This is a genomic window from Bosea vestrisii (genome assembly GCF_030144325.1).
Taxonomy (GTDB): Bacteria; Pseudomonadota; Alphaproteobacteria; order Rhizobiales; family Beijerinckiaceae; genus Allobosea; species Allobosea vestrisii_A.
Window position 1 is genome coordinate 4135674 of record NZ_CP126307.1, and the last position, 15069, is coordinate 4150742.

Sequence of the window (15069 nt, forward strand, 5' to 3'; positions counted from 1 at the left end):
AGGAGAAAGCCATGACAACGACTGCCCTGTCCCAGGGGTTCGCCCTGCCTTCTACCCGCACGATGATCAACCTCGCCCTCGGCGGCTTCGCCGGGCTCGGCTTCTGGGAGCTGTTCTCGGCCGTGCCGACCGCCTGGTTCGCCGAATACGCACTGGAACCACCGGAGCTGGTGAAGTCGCTCTTCGCCCATCAGTTCGGCCTGGCGATCTCGACACCAACCGCCAAGCTGCTGCACTTCGCCACCGGCTTCCTGTTCTATCCGCTCGGCTATTGGCTCCTGACGCGCCGGGTGAAGAGCTTCGGCATGCCGGCCGACGGCTGGATCTGGGGGGTGATTACTTATTTCATCGCGCTCGCCTTCTTCGCCCCGCTGGCCGGGCAGCACTTCCTGCTGAGCGACGTGCCGCGCCTGTCCGTCATGAGTCTCGTCGGACACGCGATCTACGGCTACCTCGCGGCCTATGTCTTCGAGGCTCTGGAAGCGCGCGCCGCCTGAACAGCCCCATCAAAGGAGAAACGCCATGCTCGACAGGCGCAGCTTCATCCTGCTCGCCGGCGCAATGTTCGCCGGCCCGGCTGCCTGGGCCGACATGCCCCACCCGGTCAATACGCTGGGCTCGCCGGACGGGCTCGCGATCCGCGGCTATGACCCGGTCGCCTATTTCCGCAATGGCGGACCGCTGCTCGGCAAGCCGGAATTTTCGACGAGCCATGGCGGCGCCACCCTGGCGCTTCATCAGCGCCGAGCACAAGATGCTGTTCGAAGCGGAGCCGCAGCGCTATCTGCCGGCCTATGGCGGCTTTTGCGCCTACGGCACCTCGCGCGGCTATCTCGTCAAGATCGAGCCTGAAGCCTGGTCGATTGTCGATGGCAGGCTCTACCTGAACTACGACCTCGGCGTGCGAAAGACCTGGCTGGCGAAAACCCAGGCCTACATCGCCCAAGCCGACGCCAATTGGCCGAGTCTGGCCCGTAAGCCGCGCTGATGCGGCCCTGAGACTCGCGAGTATTCAGAGTATCTGATCGCGCCGCCGGAAAACAGACAATCCGAGCGCCCGGAAAGGGCCAATTAGCGACACGAATTTGGCTATTGCGATTGTCGCAGAGAACCGCAGTAGCGCGGGGCCGAGCCGAATTGGGCCCGGGGGACGTGCCAATTTTGTAGACCGGCGTGAAGGAGAGAAGCGCGCGACGCGGTCCAGGGCCCGGATATACCGGCCATTTTGCGTGGTTCTGCGGTACGTAGGAAAACTCGAAGACTAGCTGGCGGACAGGGCGGGATTCGAACCCGCGATACGGTTTCCCGTATACACACTTTCCAGGCGTGCGCCTTCAACCACTCGGCCACCTGTCCGGCGCGCTGCTTATGGCGTCCAAGCGCGCTTCTTTCAAGGCCTAATGCCACAGCTCGGCGGGGTTGCGCGCAATTGTCCTTTGCCGTTGCAATGCTCCGGGTGCGGGGACACATGCGGGCCGGCCGCGCCAGTGCCGGCCATCGCGGGAATCGGGGGATGAATTGCGCTTTCTCGTCAGGATTCTGGGCTATGTTCTCGTCGCGGGCGGGTTCGTCACGCTGCTCACCGACGGGGCGCGCTCGATCGCCAATTCGCTCCTGCGCTTCACGCCGCTCGGCGAGACCTTGCTGACGCTCGTCGGCGAACGCTTCCGCCTGCTGCAACCTGCCGTCGAGCGCAATCTTCATCCCTTGCTCTGGGACCCGGTGCTTGTGCATGCGTTGCAGATGCCGACAGCGGCGGCCGGGTTGTTGCTCGGCTTCCTGCTGCTCTGGATCGGTGCTGCGCGCAAACCCGAGATCGGCATCGTCACGCGACGGTGAAGCGGCCTCCTCGCGGCCGGCGCCGGGCGTTCGTATGGCCAATACCTATATCTGCGTCCATTGCCGACGGAGGCCGCCATGTTCTTCCTGCGCGAGAACCGCACTGCAGCCGGCGCGATGCTGCCCGGCTGCAGCGAGGCGCTTGCCATAAAAAGTTCCCTGTCTGTTCTTGCAACCATAGCGCGCTTCCGTTAGCGTCACTGCGCGGGGTCGGGGTGGCGAATAGATGGTGACGCGGGTCGCGACGGTGGCGTTCGAGGGCATCGAGGCACGCGCCGTCGATGTCCAGGTTCAGGTGACGCCGGGCGGCGTCGCCTTCATCCTGGTCGGCCTGCCCGACAAGGCGGTCGGCGAAAGCAAGGAGCGGGTCCGCGCCGCGCTGATCGCCTCGGGACTGGCGCTGCCGGCCAAGCGCATCACCGTCAACCTCGCCCCTGCCGACCTACCCAAGGAGGGCAGCCATTACGATCTGCCGATCGCGCTCGGCGTCATGGCAGCGATCGGGGCGATCCCGGTCGATGCGCTCGCGGGCTATACCGTGCTCGGCGAGCTTGCCCTCGACGGTTCGATAACGCCCGTCGCCGGCGTGCTGCCGGCGGCAATCGCGGCCTATGGCAGAGGGCAGGGGCTGATCTGCCCGGCGGCGAGCGGGCCGGAAGCGGCCTGGGCGGCGCGTGACCTCGACATCCTCGCGCCTCGTTCGCTGATCCAGCTCGCCAACCATTTCAAGGGCACGCAGGTGATGGCGCGGCCTGAGCCCGCCGTCGCCCGTCAGAGCGGGCGGCTGCCTGACCTGCGCGAGATCAAGGGCCAGGAGAGCGCCAAGCGCGTGCTCGAGATCGCCGCCGCCGGCGGCCACAACCTGTTCATGAACGGACCTATTAATCCTTAGCGCGAGCAAGGACGCAAGTCCTTGTTTTCGTTGGGACGCTTGCCACGCGCGAGGAATGAAGGCGCCGGGCTTGATCTTGGAGCCGATTCTTGCGTGTCGAAATCGTACTCACGAAGGAGCTGGAGTCCCGGAACCGGGAAGTGCCAAGCGGAGCTAATGGCCCTTTGCAGTCGTTGGGAATGTCCGGTTTTGGGCGGTGCGCTACGCAGCCAAAGCTGGCCTATTCCTGGAGTACGCCCCTGGGGTAGACAGGATCAGGCTGCGGATTTGACCGTGAGCCGAGCGTGTTGATTCTCGAACTGTTGCGGACTGAGATAGCCGAGCGCGGAATGCAATCGGCTGGCGTTGTAGGCCTGATCGATGAAGCGCGGAAGGTCGGCAGCGACATCCTCGAAGGTCTCGTAGGCCATCGGATAGACGGCCTCGACCTTGAGCTTTTTCATGAAGCTCTCGGCCTTGGCGTTATCGTACGGATTGCCGCGTCGCCCCATCGATCCGACGAAACCGTGCTCGGCCAGATCGCCGTCGTCGTCTCGACGAGCGCGGTGTCGTCGATGCTGATGGCCGGCTTGTCGTAGTACGTCGAACGCGCGATCCCATCAGCCGGCATCCTTCTGCGACAGAGATGCCGCGGGGCCGGTGACGACGGATGTAGTCGCACTTCTCGGCCGCGGTCCGTGCTTCAGAGCCCCCTTTAGGAACTCGATCTCCAGAGCTTGTCTGCCAACGAGCCGCTCCAGCGCGGCGATGCGCGCCCCGTAGGCTTCGACCGTATCGGCGGCGGCGTCGAAGGCGCCGCCCTCGAACTTCTGGATCCAGATGCGGATCAGGTTGCGCGACAGGTCATGCCGACGGGCGAGGCTGTGGAGCGTCTCGCCGGCCAGGTAATCCTGCGCCACCTGACGCTTGAATTCGATGCTGTGAGTGCGGTGTCGGGCCATGGGCTTTCATCCTTCGAAAGCCCGGCTCTCCGGTCAATTGCTCACCGTCACGCTGTCCGCCTCAAGGGGCGCATTCCATCCTGACGCCTAGAATGACCGCATTCTAGTGATCCAGTTTGGTGGCCAACTGCCTTGTGAGGATGCTGTGTAATCGGCTTGGCGCGTTCAACACGCCTCGTTGGCTAGGCATTTGCTGAGATGCTACGATACTTTCGCCCAGCAGTTTCCGGACAAGGGCTTCATCGTGTCGTTCAACGGCAAGTTCTGGCCTGCCCCGATTAAGTGGCCCGGTTTTGGTCTGATGCATGGGGGCTTGGCGGCCATAGTTGGGTTTCCGACGAAGCGGTTAGGATTACGCGGCTGCCACACATCAGGGACCGGCATCAGTTGTCCACGCCGTCGCTGGCTCTCACCGCTCTCTGAGTCAGTGATTTCTCCAGATTGTTGAGAACGGCATCCGCCACTGCCATATGGGCAAAACGACAATACATCGTCTGGGCACTGGCGAACGTGCCATTCTCAGCCAGCTTGTTGACCGGTGCGCCACCGAGGCAGACGTCGAAATATGCGCAGGATGAGCGACAGAGATCTACACCCAGCCGGATCTCTCGCGACATCGACTGGAATCGATCCGACTTCAAAATCCCCTCCAGGGAGGCTCCTGGCAAAGATCCTAAAGAATACGACGTTCCCTCGACATCGGTCAGGCCAGCCAGCTCCGGCGAGAACGTGAACAGCTCCCCGTTTGCCGAGACCGTGACAATGCAAAAAGGGCTATTCTGGGCATTAGACGACATTCGCCCGAAGATTGGGCTGGCAAGAAAGTGAAGAAAATCGCGTTTTTCTCTGACAATCACGGGCGGATCGAAAGTTAACGCCCGTTCGATCGCACGTTCGAAGAAGTCGTAAACGCGCTCCGCTGAACATGCTGTCAATGTCGAGGTCTTGGATGCCCCTTCGATCTCTTCGATATTGAACCCGACCTCGGTGATCCCATGCGATGCAAAAAAATCGATGATATCGTCGGCTGCGTCGAGACTGGCCGCACTGACCACCGCGATCACGTGGAAGGGAATGTGTCTCTTCTGCAGCAAGCTGACCCCGCGCATGACCTGATCGTGCGTTCCCCGACCGGATCGAGTCTTGCGACGTGCATCATGAATCGATGCCGGACCATCCAGGCTGACACCGACGCGGATTCCATATTCCTCGAATAGGTCGCACCATTCGCCATTAATAAGTGTGGCATTGGTCTGGATGGCATGAGGGAGTGCCACGCCTTGCGGGCAGGCCTGCGAAACGGCATCAAAGGCCTTGCGATACCAGTCCGGTTTGAGAACGAGCGGTTCGCCGGAATGCCACAATACCGTCAGGTCCGGTGCCGCCAAATTCTCATTGAAGATAAACGCTATCGCGTCTTGCACTGTTGCCAGGGACATGACGTGGCGTCTGTTCCTGTCCGGGAGATAGCAGTACTCGCAAGAGATATTGCAGAACGAAGTGGACTGAAGGACGAGAAGACTGGTCTTTCCGGGAGGGGGCTTTGATCTCAGAAGTTCCGCCATCCATTGCCCCAATTGTTCCAGTTGTTGAAATTCGGCCAGTTCGGCCAATACTGCGCCATCCGGTTATGGGTCAGGGAGCTCGGCAAGTCCCGTGGTTCATTGAGTGCTTTGAGAAACGCCCGGCGTATCTCCTCGATGCGTTGGATAGGTGGCTCCTCTCTCATCGGATCGGTATCGACCTCGTGCGCGTGAGCGTTGGATAGGCCGAGGCCGAGCAGTACAACTGTACTTGTCTTCTTCATGGCTTTGGTCCGCCAGGTTTGGATGGAGCTCCGGGCCAGTCATCTTCACTCGCATCCATCATCCGCTTGCAAGATGCGAGCTGCATGCAGCTCATCGAGGGCCTGTATTCAGCCTCTCCGGATCCGTCCGGCGTCTTCCACTCCACGCCGAGCCACCGCAGCTCCAAAAGGGCATCTGCCCTTTGCTTCGATACGATGTAGCGCCATTGTCGGCCGGCGGTGTCCTGCAGCCAAAGCCAGCCGTTCCAGACCCCGGCTTTCTTAATGGTTTCATAGGAATGGGGGATTTTAGCTCTGACGATCGTCTCCTGGTCCGGTGACGCATCTGTTTCAAACCGCAGCTCGATGGACGAGCTGCATTTTTCTGGATCCTCGCAACTCTTGGGATCGTACGAGATCGCGAGAATATGGTTGTGCCCATCAAGTTCGGGGACGGGAATTGTACACTCGTTGATCTCGCCGCCGCCGGTCCCGCTCTTGGCCGAAACCCGCTTATACTGACATGAGCTCATCGCAGTATCCGGCGGCAACGCTGCCTTGTCACCGGCGGCGACAGCGTCATTGGCGTCGTCCAACCCACTGGATGTCCATATCAAGATCCCACCTTCCGGGCCCTTTATGGCGAACCCAGCCGCGCCTTCATTGTTGAAGGACGATACTTGATCCACGCGGCTGCGGGCATCCCTGCGGGCGGTAATGTCACCGAAGGTTGCCTTGAATGGCGCACTGCGCAGCCGCGCAAATGCTTCCGCGGATCGCGCCTGGCGGAATTTTGTGGACATGTTGACTTTGTAGACACCCTGGTGTTCGCGCCAAGTGATCCGTGTCAGTACGGGCGACTGCTCGAAATTGGACCAGAACAGCAGCCATCTTGCGTCATGTGACAGGCAGATCAGGTAGCCGTTGTCCAGCTTTAGGGGCGCGGCCGATGGAATGCCTTGCGGCTCCTGCAATGCATTCAGCGGGCGCGCCTGTGGCGTCCACATCAGTCCGTCATCAGTCCAGAAACCTACGGCCATGCTGTCAGAAATTTGGGCATGGATACCTTTCTCAGTACTGCCCGGTTCGGTGATTTCGCAGTGAGCTTGCTGGTAGTTCTCCAGCAGGAGCTTTGGCTGACGGGACATGCGATTCAGCTTGGCCCTGGACTGAACGGAAATTTCCTGGCCGAGGATCTGCCTGGTACCCTTGTCTAGCTGTGAAACCGTTTCTCTCAATCTCTGTCTAATATCAGGTTCGAGTTTATTATCCGCAAAGGTTTCCGCGATTTTAAATGCAGCGAAAACCTCGCGGTCGTTGACGGAAGTGCGGCTATTACTTGGAGTCGAAGAACTCTGCGCGATCAGAGCGAGATGAAGCTGCTGCCCGAGCTTTTCATTTCGTGCCGCCAGCTCCGCATTTTCCGCATTTTTCTTCTCCAAATCTTGGGCGAGTAATGTTTTCTCTTCAACAATCCGCGATAAAAAAACCGCAAGAAACGCCAGCAGCACGGCGAGGGAGGCAACGGCGATAGCCGCCAAGGAAACGATTGCTTGACGTTTAGGGCCATGGGTCTGCCACCACTGCGCCAATTGCCAGGCGCTTTCGACGGCTTCCAGGCGATCGCCGGGACTTGCTAGCGGGACGGTCTCGTCGCTTCTGCCGGACGCACCTGATTTTGGCAGGGCTGCGGCCGCCCAGCTTCTGCTGTAGATGGGAGAGGCGCCGAAAATCTTCTGCAGGCTTTTTCCCGTCTCATCCGGGATCAGACTGTAGGCATCACGAGGCCGAGTGGCCATGACCCTATCCAGGAACGATCCCGATCCCTGCCCGGGTTTGCGCTGCAAGCCGTAATCGATGTCGCGCAACCTCTGTTCGAGGAAGCGTTTTTCCTCCAGCCACGAAACGTATTTGCTCCAATTGCGGATGAACGCCTCGTGGCTCACGTTGTATTGGGCGCCCGAACCTTCGCCGATGCGCTCGATGAAGCCTGCGTCCTCGAAGGCTGAAAGGCCGCGCGCGAGGCCGTCGCGGGTGACGGGTTTTCCGATCGTGGCCATCATGTCGCCAAGAGTGGCGAACCTGCGGGCGGGACGCCCGCGGTCGTCGAGCAGGGCCAGTGCGGTGAAGGCGGCGACCAGTGCCGCGGCCTCCGCGTACCGGTTCTCGGGGGAGTCATTGGCTATCTTCCAATCGATGGCCTCGCCTCGCCACCTCTCGATGGCTTCCTTGAAAACCTCATCGGCATGGGCATTAAGGCAGTTCCCGAGATCGCTATGAGCCTGCTCCTTACTGGAGCTGCGGGCGCGAGCCTTCCATCCCTTGATGGACCGAATATGATGACCTGTGATCTCGAAGGCCACCGAAGGCGTCTGGTCTCTCTTCCCGAGCCAGTCGTCGACCGCTGCGGTCCATACCAGGGGCAGCAGGTGCTGCAGGAGCGGCAGTTGGTCTGCCGTGTGACCAACGGTGGATCCGGCTTGCTGATAGGCGCGCTTTAAGAGCCCCAACGCTTCCAGTGTGTAAGGCGACGTCCGAGTCTGGGTGGTCGGCAATGCCCACAGAGACGCCTGCCTCCTCGCGGGCTCGACGATGGCCCGCTCGATCTCCTCCGCCGAGACGAGATCGACGAGGTACATCGAGCTGTTGATGACATCCGACAGCCCCTCGTACTCGGAACAGCGATGGAGTTCCTCGCTCCGCAGGGTGGCGACGAGAAACAGATTCGGCGGCGAGTATTCGTGGATGCTGCGAAGGACCTGAAGAAGGGCTTCGCGGCCGTCAGGGTCGGTTTCCTCCCGGAAGATTTCTTCGAACTGATCGATATGGATGAGAAGGCATGGGCTACCCGAGCGCTGCAGTTGCGATGCCATCTGATCGAGCCTGTCGACCATGTCGTCCACGAACGCGAAGAGCGCGTTGACATCGATGCTGCGCCGCTCGGCCTTGCCGGGCTCCGGAGCCAGGCGCCGCTCGACCTCGCTGCGGCAGACTGTTGCAATCTCGTTGCGATCGCGCGCGTCTGCGATCTGTATTCCAAATTCGTCCGCCAGGCTCTTGATCCGGGCGTCGCCTTCCTCGGGAGTCTCCGACCTAACGCGCGCATTGTCGAAGAATCCGATAACGACCTGTGCAAGGCCGTTTATGAACTCCTTGGTCGCATCCCGTTGTGGCCGCGTCTCGGCGACGTACCAAGTGCCGGATTGATTGGGAATCGCAATGGTATTGAGCTCTGCGATTAAACCTGCGAGCGTCAGCGAGGACTTTCCACTGCCCGATCCGCCGACCACGAACGTAATCCGCCGCCCCCGGATGGAGCCCCAGACTTCTCGCCAGTGAAAAACGCCTTCAGGTCCGCTTTCTGGCGTTCCCGCCCGAAAAAGAACTCATTCAATTCTTTCTTGAAGCTTCGCAGGCCGGGATAGGGCATCGCCACTAAAGCGCCGGCGCTGGCCGGTACGCAGGTTCGATCCCCGCTCCGCCAACGCTCTATGAACGCAATGACCTGACTGGCCGAACGAGGGGTCTCGCGCGCAGTCACGCGCCTGTCCCCATCTTTTGCAGCCGGAAGGATGCCTCCGTTATAAGGTTATTGAGATCGGCTGGGTCAGGCGATACCTTTCCGGCTTGATCGGTCGGACATTTCAGAAGATTCCAGCGATAGACAGCGGTTTCCTGGTTAAAGGTCAAGCCGTCGAACTCGGAGGGATTCTTGAGCAAGACCGCGACCCTGATGATTTCGTCCTCGAATCCCGGCGGAAAATGGCTCCGGATAACGCTGTCGATCCGGGCATCCGCTCCCGCAAATCGAAGCAGGGTGTCGTCGCGATCTCGCGGGCGGGCCTCGAGATCATGGAGGGCAATGACGTTTAGTCCGCCAGGAACGAAGCGGCGCACGCTGTCCTCGAGATTGGAGAACGAGATCCGCACCGTGTTGGTGGCGACACCGTTCTTCCCCGCGCGGGCTGCGTATTCCAGACTGTCGGCAAGAATTTTGCGGTTTCTGTGGGTCTGCTCGGCATCGTCTGCTTTGGGATCCTCGTAGCGGACCACCCGGGCGCTTTCGTGCAGCCCGGCGAGATTGGCGATCTGAGCCAGGCGTATGCCGATACTTTGAGCCTCGCCGGTCCAGCCGAGCTCGGCGGGCTCGGCGCTATCCATGATCCATTTTGGACCGCTGGGCCGCCAATAGATTCTGGTGAAGGTCCCCAACCGCTGCCTCCATTCCTCTTCGTCGCCGATCAGGAATCCGAACCTGTTCAGAAGGAATGGCTTGAGAGCGTTGCGGACCTCGCCGACGCTTGCTGCTGTATTGGTGACGGCACGAACGAAGATCATCTTTTGCTGCAGCATCTGCTGCGCCGTGTTGGTCGGGAGCAGTAGATCTAAATACCAATTGTCAGGCCAACGGGTGACCTGTTGACCAAATATGTCTTGGAGTGCCTTCAGTGCGTGCTGCGCCTCGTCCGGCGACGTCCCGAAGGGTTCTCCGAGGAGAATGACGGGAGTGGGCATGTTCGGCTGAGGCTGCGTGCCATTGGGCTCAGGTTGAACCTCTTCCGGCTCAAGCGGCGCCCCATCTAATTTGGACGCCCCCCTTCGGGCTTAAGCTGGCTCTCGTCAGGTTTAGGCCCAATCCCAGACGCACCTGCAAGCCAATCGCGGATCGAAGGCGCTGACATCGCGAGGTCCGCACCGATGTCCTCGATCAACAGTGAGTCCGACTGCCGTACGCTCGCGGCATACCTATCTTCCCACCAATTCCGCCCGGCCTGATCCAGGAACAGAACCGCAAAGCGGCGGTTCGACCGATGCCCATCGGCAGGGTTCAGACTCGCACGCCAGTTGTCGAGGGCATAGTCGAAGATCTCGCCCTGTAGCTTATCCGATCGGACATAGTAACGTCCAACGAGCGCGACAAACAATTCGCTCCGGTCGATTTCTCCCTTGATCGTTTCGGTGAGCTTGATGATCTTGCGATCCCCTGAAGGAAGGCATGCCCACCCGTCAAGAGAACTGAAAGCGCCGGCCCTCGTGAGATTTGTCTTGGATTCTTTTTCCAAGCCTGCATAGCTGACGAAATACGAACGTGCACATTCGGTACCCTCTATCTCGTCTAGCAGATTTCGAATCAGTTGAAGAAGATCCTTCCTGTCCCAGTATTCAGACAATAAATATAGAAATTCGTCGATATCACCTTTAACATTTAGCTCGTCGATAAAATTATATACTTTTTCGCTAAAAGACTCACCCTTTGATATATTGTTAAAATTTAGACTGAAACTTTCGTTTACAAACGTGGCAAAGTCATCCTGCCCGACAAATCCGCGTTGGAATTTGCCGCCGCCTGAAATTGCGTCCCGTAGGCTTGCGAGGCCCTGTCCGTCAAGGTAAGCCATTCTAGCCTCCCAACTGGGAAATTGGCTCAGAGGGTTCTAACAGATACACTATCAGTCGCGTATATAGAAAAGAGCAAGTGTTATCATGATCCGCCTGGCCCACTGACGGGGCTGCACACTTCCCTGCCGTAACGACGCGTTTGCCGCCGTCCACGCCTCGGCAACGAAGGTGTTACGGTCTCTGCGCGGCCGCGAGCTCCAACACTATCGGAGCGAACTCGCCTGCAAGGACTTGGGCATTGCTTTCGCGATCGCTGATATGGGAATGCCTTGATTGTATCGCGCACGGATGATCGCGGCGGGATCGCCGGCATGATGAAGCGCGACTAATTCGAGGGATTGGTTGAAGACGCCCGAACCGGAAGATCCCGCCAAGGTATCGGCATTGTAGCGCAGCCGGACTGCATTCTGGTTGAGGCCGAGGGAGGAACCGAGCGCCAGGGCCATCGGCGTGCCTCTTGGGTGCTGGATCACCAGGACCGGCTGGCCATCGTCCGGCGTGGTGGCGTTCGGCTGCAACCTAATCGGCTTGCGGCTCGACTCGACAGGATGGAGCAGACGGAGCAATGCGGCATCTAGGCATTGCGGATTGGCAAGACCTGCGCCGCCGATGTCGGCTTGGGGATCGTATGGGCTCGACCAGACGTTCCACCCGCTGCCACCAGCGAGTCCGATAGGCGTGCCGTCCGAGATTCCGGCGGCATCGCGGGCGAAGTCGAAGCGACAGACGATATCCGTTTCCGCAACATTGCCGATCAATTGCGGTTCGACCACATGAAAGTTCGTCAGGACCAGGTCGCGGTCGACCAAGATGCCCGTGCCGCAGGGGTTTCCGGCCGGCGACTCGATCCGACAAACCGCCTCGCAGATCTGAGCGAGTTTCTCCGCCCAAACACGGATATCGGCAAATCCTCCACCGCTGACGATCCTTTCTAGTCCGAAGGAACGGCCCCGCCCTGCGTCTCCGCCACCGGCCGGCCGTACCTCCGCCAGCCTGATCGTGTCGGAAAGAGATCTCATGAGAGGATTGCGCGGGCGGTCGCGCTGCAACGCGTCGACGAGGTCGCCGGTCCAGCCCTCGGCTTGGGAAACCTGGATCAATGAAAAGATTCGCTCCTCGAAACTTCTGCCCGCGGTGAAATTCGCGAGCGGCGGCTTGTTCAGCTCAGCCGTGAGAAACATGCTAAAGCTTGTCTGGTTGACATATGACGAGAGGATGGCCGCCCTTAACAGTTTCTGCTGCAAACCCGACAGTTGATCCCAGTCCATTGCGTTCACCTGCTGATCGATTTGTTCACCCGGAGAAACTAAGAACAAGACTCCCCATCATCCCGATGCCCGCGTGGGAGGTTTCGTTTCGTTCATGGGTCGAGAGCCCGGCAGTTGCAGCCCGGGATATAGTCGGCGATCGTCGGCGGCATGAGCCGCAGCGCTTGGCCAATACACTCTGGCGTGTCCCAGGCGCGTCATGCAGTCGTTCGCGCATCAGGTTCAGGGTTCCTGCGAGACCGATCAGCGAAAGGTCGATATGAGCCGTCAACATGGACGTGATCTGGATATCTCACTCATAAGCATACTATCGTCATTTGACACCAATAACAGAGAGGTCTTAGACATCTTAGTTTTGAATAAATTTTCCTCGATATAAACTTTAATCCAGAGTATATTTTGTATAGTATAAATAGAATTTTAATATCTTAATATTCTATTTATAGGTCAAAAAAGCACTACAAGTATGACACTTTAATATTTAACATTACACGCAAACACTTGGAAATCTATATTGATATGGTCGCTCGTGGGCCTCCGCGTCAGTTCTTTTCCCTGTGCGCCAATCAGCAACGCCGTGCCCTCTTCCACGACCGCCATCGCGCCACTCCCGAAGCTCCCTCAATTGACTTGCACAAGTTTAGAGGGCATGCAAGCATGAGTCGGTATTGTCGTAAAGCACGCTCGCAAGTTATCGTGACGCAGCTTCCGTTGAGTTTTAGCAAGAGTAATGGAATTGTATACGCGTGCACGCCGCGCAGGTGTTCGCCATTCGTTTTCAGGAGGAACGGATGTCCGGATCGGGGGTCATGGAGCTCGTCACCGCGGCGCGCCTGAAGATGGTCTGTCCCGCGGCCGCATCGGATATCCTCGAAGCAATTCTGACGGAGGCGCCGCGAGAATTCCCGAAGGCCGGGCTCGACACGCCCGTCCGGATCGCCCACTTCATCGCGCAGATCGCCGCCGAGACATATTGCCTCGGCCGCCTCGACGAGAACCTGCACTACACCAAGGCCGCACAGCTCATAAAGGTGTTCGGCCAGACGCGCTTTCCGGGCGCGGCCTTCGCCGCAGGATATCTGAGGAGCCCGCAGAAGCTCGCCAACTATGTCTATGCCGGCCGCAATGGCAATGTGAACCCAGATGACGGCTGGGTCTACCGTGGCAGCGGCCTGATCCAGCTCACGGGGCGCGGCAACTTCCGGAAGGCCGGCGACCTCCTCGGCATGCCCTTGGAGGAGATGCCCGAGCTCTGCCGCACCGCCGACAGCGCGCTCGCCATCGCATTGGCCTACTGGCGGCGGAACAAGATCAGCGATGTCGCGACGGGGATCGCCGAGAAGGACATCGTGGCGGTGACGAAGCGGATCAATCCCGCTTTGCAGGGCCTCGACGACCGGCGCACCTACTTCAAGCGCGCGCTGAAGGCCTTCGTGCCGCCGAAGCCGAGCACCGAGGCGGTCCGCAGGCGGGTCACCGCCCTCGAAACCTTGCTGACGCGCCCAGTAAAGCGCCGCGGCGCGGCGCGCGGACTTGAAGGCGCCGCTGCGCCGCCGGCAAGCTTATCGGGCGCGCACTGGGTGTCGTTCTTTCCGACAAGCCGCGCGCTCGATGACCTCGCGCAGCCGTTCCGCGACCGCGCGACGGCCTTCGTCGAGGCTCTGCGGGATGCCGGCGCCAGCGTCACCATATCCGCGACCCTGCGGCCACCCGAGCGGGCCTATCTGATGCACTTTGCCTGGCGGATCGCCAAGCAGGGACTCGACGCGATGATCATACCGGCGATGGCCGGCGTCCCTATCACCTGGAGCCACCCGACGCCGGCGAAGTCCCTCGCCGCCGCCCGCGCGATGGTCGCAGCCTACGGCATCTCGCCCGGACTTCGCGAGCCGCCATCGCTCAACTCGCGCCATACCGACGGGCTGGCCGTCGACATGACGCTCAGATGGACGGGGCCGCTGACCATCAAACGGAGCGATGGTGCGATCGAGACCATCACCACCGGCCCGCGCAACGGTTCGAACTCGCGCTTGATCGCGATCGGCCAGGGATACCGCGTCATCAAGCTGCTCAGCGACCCGCCGCACTGGTCGAGCGACGGGCACTGAGGCGCGCGCCAATTAAAGCAGGAGGGAGGCTACAATGGTGGATATCGTGATCGACCCCGGCCACGGCGGCAGCAGGAACGTCGGCGGATCCGACGCCAACCATGCATCGGGGCCGAGCGGGCTGCTGGAGAAGACCGCCACTCTCGATGTCGCCAAGCGCGTCGCCAAGGCGCTCGCGGCCGCCGGCCACAACGCCGTGCTGACGCGGACGACCGACGACAATCTGGGGCTGGCCGCCCGCGCCAAGGTCGCGGCGAGACTCAAAGCCCCCGTCTTCGTCTCGATCCACTTCAACGGCTTCGACGGCGCGACGCAAGGGACCGAGACCTTCTGCCATACGACGCACTTCCCGAAATCCGCAGCGCTGTGCAAGGCGGTGCAGGCCGCCGCCCTCGCCGCGACAGGCCTCAAGGACCGTAACAGGGGCGGCGTCAAGACACTCGGCCTTGGCGTCCTCAACCCCAACTCCCACGACGCCGCGACAGCCTGCGTCCTGCTCGAAGTCAGCTTCATGGACGTGCCCGACGAAGACCGGCGGCTGCAGACCGCGGCCTACAAGGACAGGGTGGCCGCGGGCATCGCGGCCGGCATCGGCGCCTATGTCGCCACGCTCGCCGGTGGTCGGGAAAGTGTCCCCGCCCGGCAGTTGCAGGACGGCTTCGAGGCACTTCAGCCAGGCCGGCCTGAGGTTGCCGCCGGCCGGGAGGCGCCTCGTCGCCGACGCACGGCAGCGCCGAAGAAAAAGGTCGCCGGCAAGACTGAGCGAGCAAAGCGCGCCTGACGGCGGCGAATCGCTGACGGGAGAACAGCGTCCCGACAAGGCTACCCGAGACAG

The 15069-nt window shown here is 60.5% G+C and carries 12 protein-coding genes, 1 tRNA gene and 2 pseudogenes; 6 read left to right on the forward strand and 9 right to left on the reverse strand.

Annotated features, from left to right (window positions below; all coding sequences use genetic code 11):
- Positions 1-11: 11 nt before the first annotated feature.
- Both QO058_RS20365 and QO058_RS20370 read left to right on the forward strand, forming a co-directional pair.
- On the forward strand, positions 12-497 hold the full coding sequence (locus QO058_RS20365; protein WP_284168076.1) for a DUF6789 family protein: 486 nt from the start codon (positions 12-14) through the stop codon (positions 495-497).
- 173 nt (positions 498-670) lie between these two features.
- On the forward strand, positions 671-988 hold the full coding sequence (locus QO058_RS20370; RefSeq protein WP_284172967.1) for a YHS domain-containing (seleno)protein: 318 nt from the start codon (positions 671-673) through the stop codon (positions 986-988).
- A gap of 278 nt (positions 989-1266) precedes the next feature.
- Here the strand turns inward: QO058_RS20370 and QO058_RS20375 are convergent.
- Positions 1267-1356: transfer RNA gene (locus tag QO058_RS20375), tRNA-Ser, on the reverse strand.
- Between the two features lie 162 nt (positions 1357-1518).
- On the opposite strand from QO058_RS20375, the gene QO058_RS20380 reads away from it, so the two are divergent.
- Together QO058_RS20380 and QO058_RS20385 are read left to right on the forward strand one after the other, a co-directional pair.
- On the forward strand, positions 1519-1839 hold the full coding sequence (locus QO058_RS20380) for a hypothetical protein (RefSeq protein WP_284168077.1): 321 nt from the start codon (positions 1519-1521) through the stop codon (positions 1837-1839).
- A gap of 226 nt (positions 1840-2065) precedes the next feature.
- Positions 2066-2719 (forward strand): annotated as a pseudogene (locus QO058_RS20385) (magnesium chelatase domain-containing protein); the annotation flags it as partial.
- Between the two features lie 266 nt (positions 2720-2985).
- Here the strand turns inward: QO058_RS20385 and QO058_RS20390 are convergent.
- The 8 genes and pseudogenes from QO058_RS20390 to QO058_RS20425 form a co-directional block, all read right to left on the reverse strand.
- A complete protein-coding gene (locus QO058_RS20390) occupies positions 2986-3222 on the reverse strand; it encodes an integrase core domain-containing protein (protein ID WP_432211958.1) in 237 nt (78 codons plus the stop codon).
- A 108-nt stretch (positions 3223-3330) separates the two neighbouring features.
- Positions 3331-3672 (reverse strand): transposase, encoded by a 342-nt coding sequence (locus QO058_RS20395; protein ID WP_284168078.1) that lies wholly within the window; start codon positions 3670-3672, stop codon positions 3331-3333.
- A gap of 383 nt (positions 3673-4055) precedes the next feature.
- Positions 4056-5237, reverse strand: coding sequence for a cyclophane-forming radical SAM/SPASM peptide maturase GrrM/OscB (gene grrM, locus QO058_RS20400; RefSeq protein WP_284172968.1), 1182 nt, complete (start codon positions 5235-5237; stop codon positions 4056-4058).
- On the reverse strand, positions 5222-5479 hold the full coding sequence (locus QO058_RS20405; protein WP_284173090.1) for a hypothetical protein: 258 nt from the start codon (positions 5477-5479) through the stop codon (positions 5222-5224). Before QO058_RS20405 ends, grrM begins: the two co-directional genes overlap by 16 nt.
- Positions 5476-8775, reverse strand: a pseudogene (locus QO058_RS20410) (nSTAND1 domain-containing NTPase); the annotation flags it as partial. The pseudogene QO058_RS20410 and the gene QO058_RS20405, both read right to left, overlap by 4 nt.
- A gap of 220 nt (positions 8776-8995) precedes the next feature.
- Positions 8996-9973, reverse strand: a complete 978-nt coding sequence (locus QO058_RS20415; protein WP_284168080.1) for a hypothetical protein — start codon at positions 9971-9973, stop codon at positions 8996-8998.
- A 65-nt stretch (positions 9974-10038) separates the two neighbouring features.
- The gene (locus QO058_RS20420) at positions 10039-10857 is read right to left on the reverse strand and encodes a hypothetical protein (RefSeq protein ID WP_284168081.1); all 819 of its coding nucleotides are present in this window, start codon (positions 10855-10857) and stop codon (positions 10039-10041) included.
- Positions 10858-11061: 204 nt separating this feature from the next.
- Positions 11062-12174: a trypsin-like peptidase domain-containing protein gene (locus QO058_RS20425; protein ID WP_284168082.1), complete on the reverse strand. Its 1113-nt coding sequence runs from the start codon at positions 12172-12174 to the stop codon at positions 11062-11064.
- Positions 12175-12917: 743 nt separating this feature from the next.
- Here QO058_RS20425 and QO058_RS20430 point away from each other — a divergent pair.
- A complete protein-coding gene (locus tag QO058_RS20430; protein ID WP_284168083.1) occupies positions 12918-14234 on the forward strand; it encodes a glycoside hydrolase family 19 protein in 1317 nt (438 codons plus the stop codon).
- Positions 14235-14268: 34 nt separating this feature from the next.
- Positions 14269-15015 (forward strand): N-acetylmuramoyl-L-alanine amidase, encoded by a 747-nt coding sequence (locus QO058_RS20435; protein WP_284168085.1) that lies wholly within the window; start codon positions 14269-14271, stop codon positions 15013-15015.
- Positions 15016-15069 lie beyond the last annotated feature (54 nt).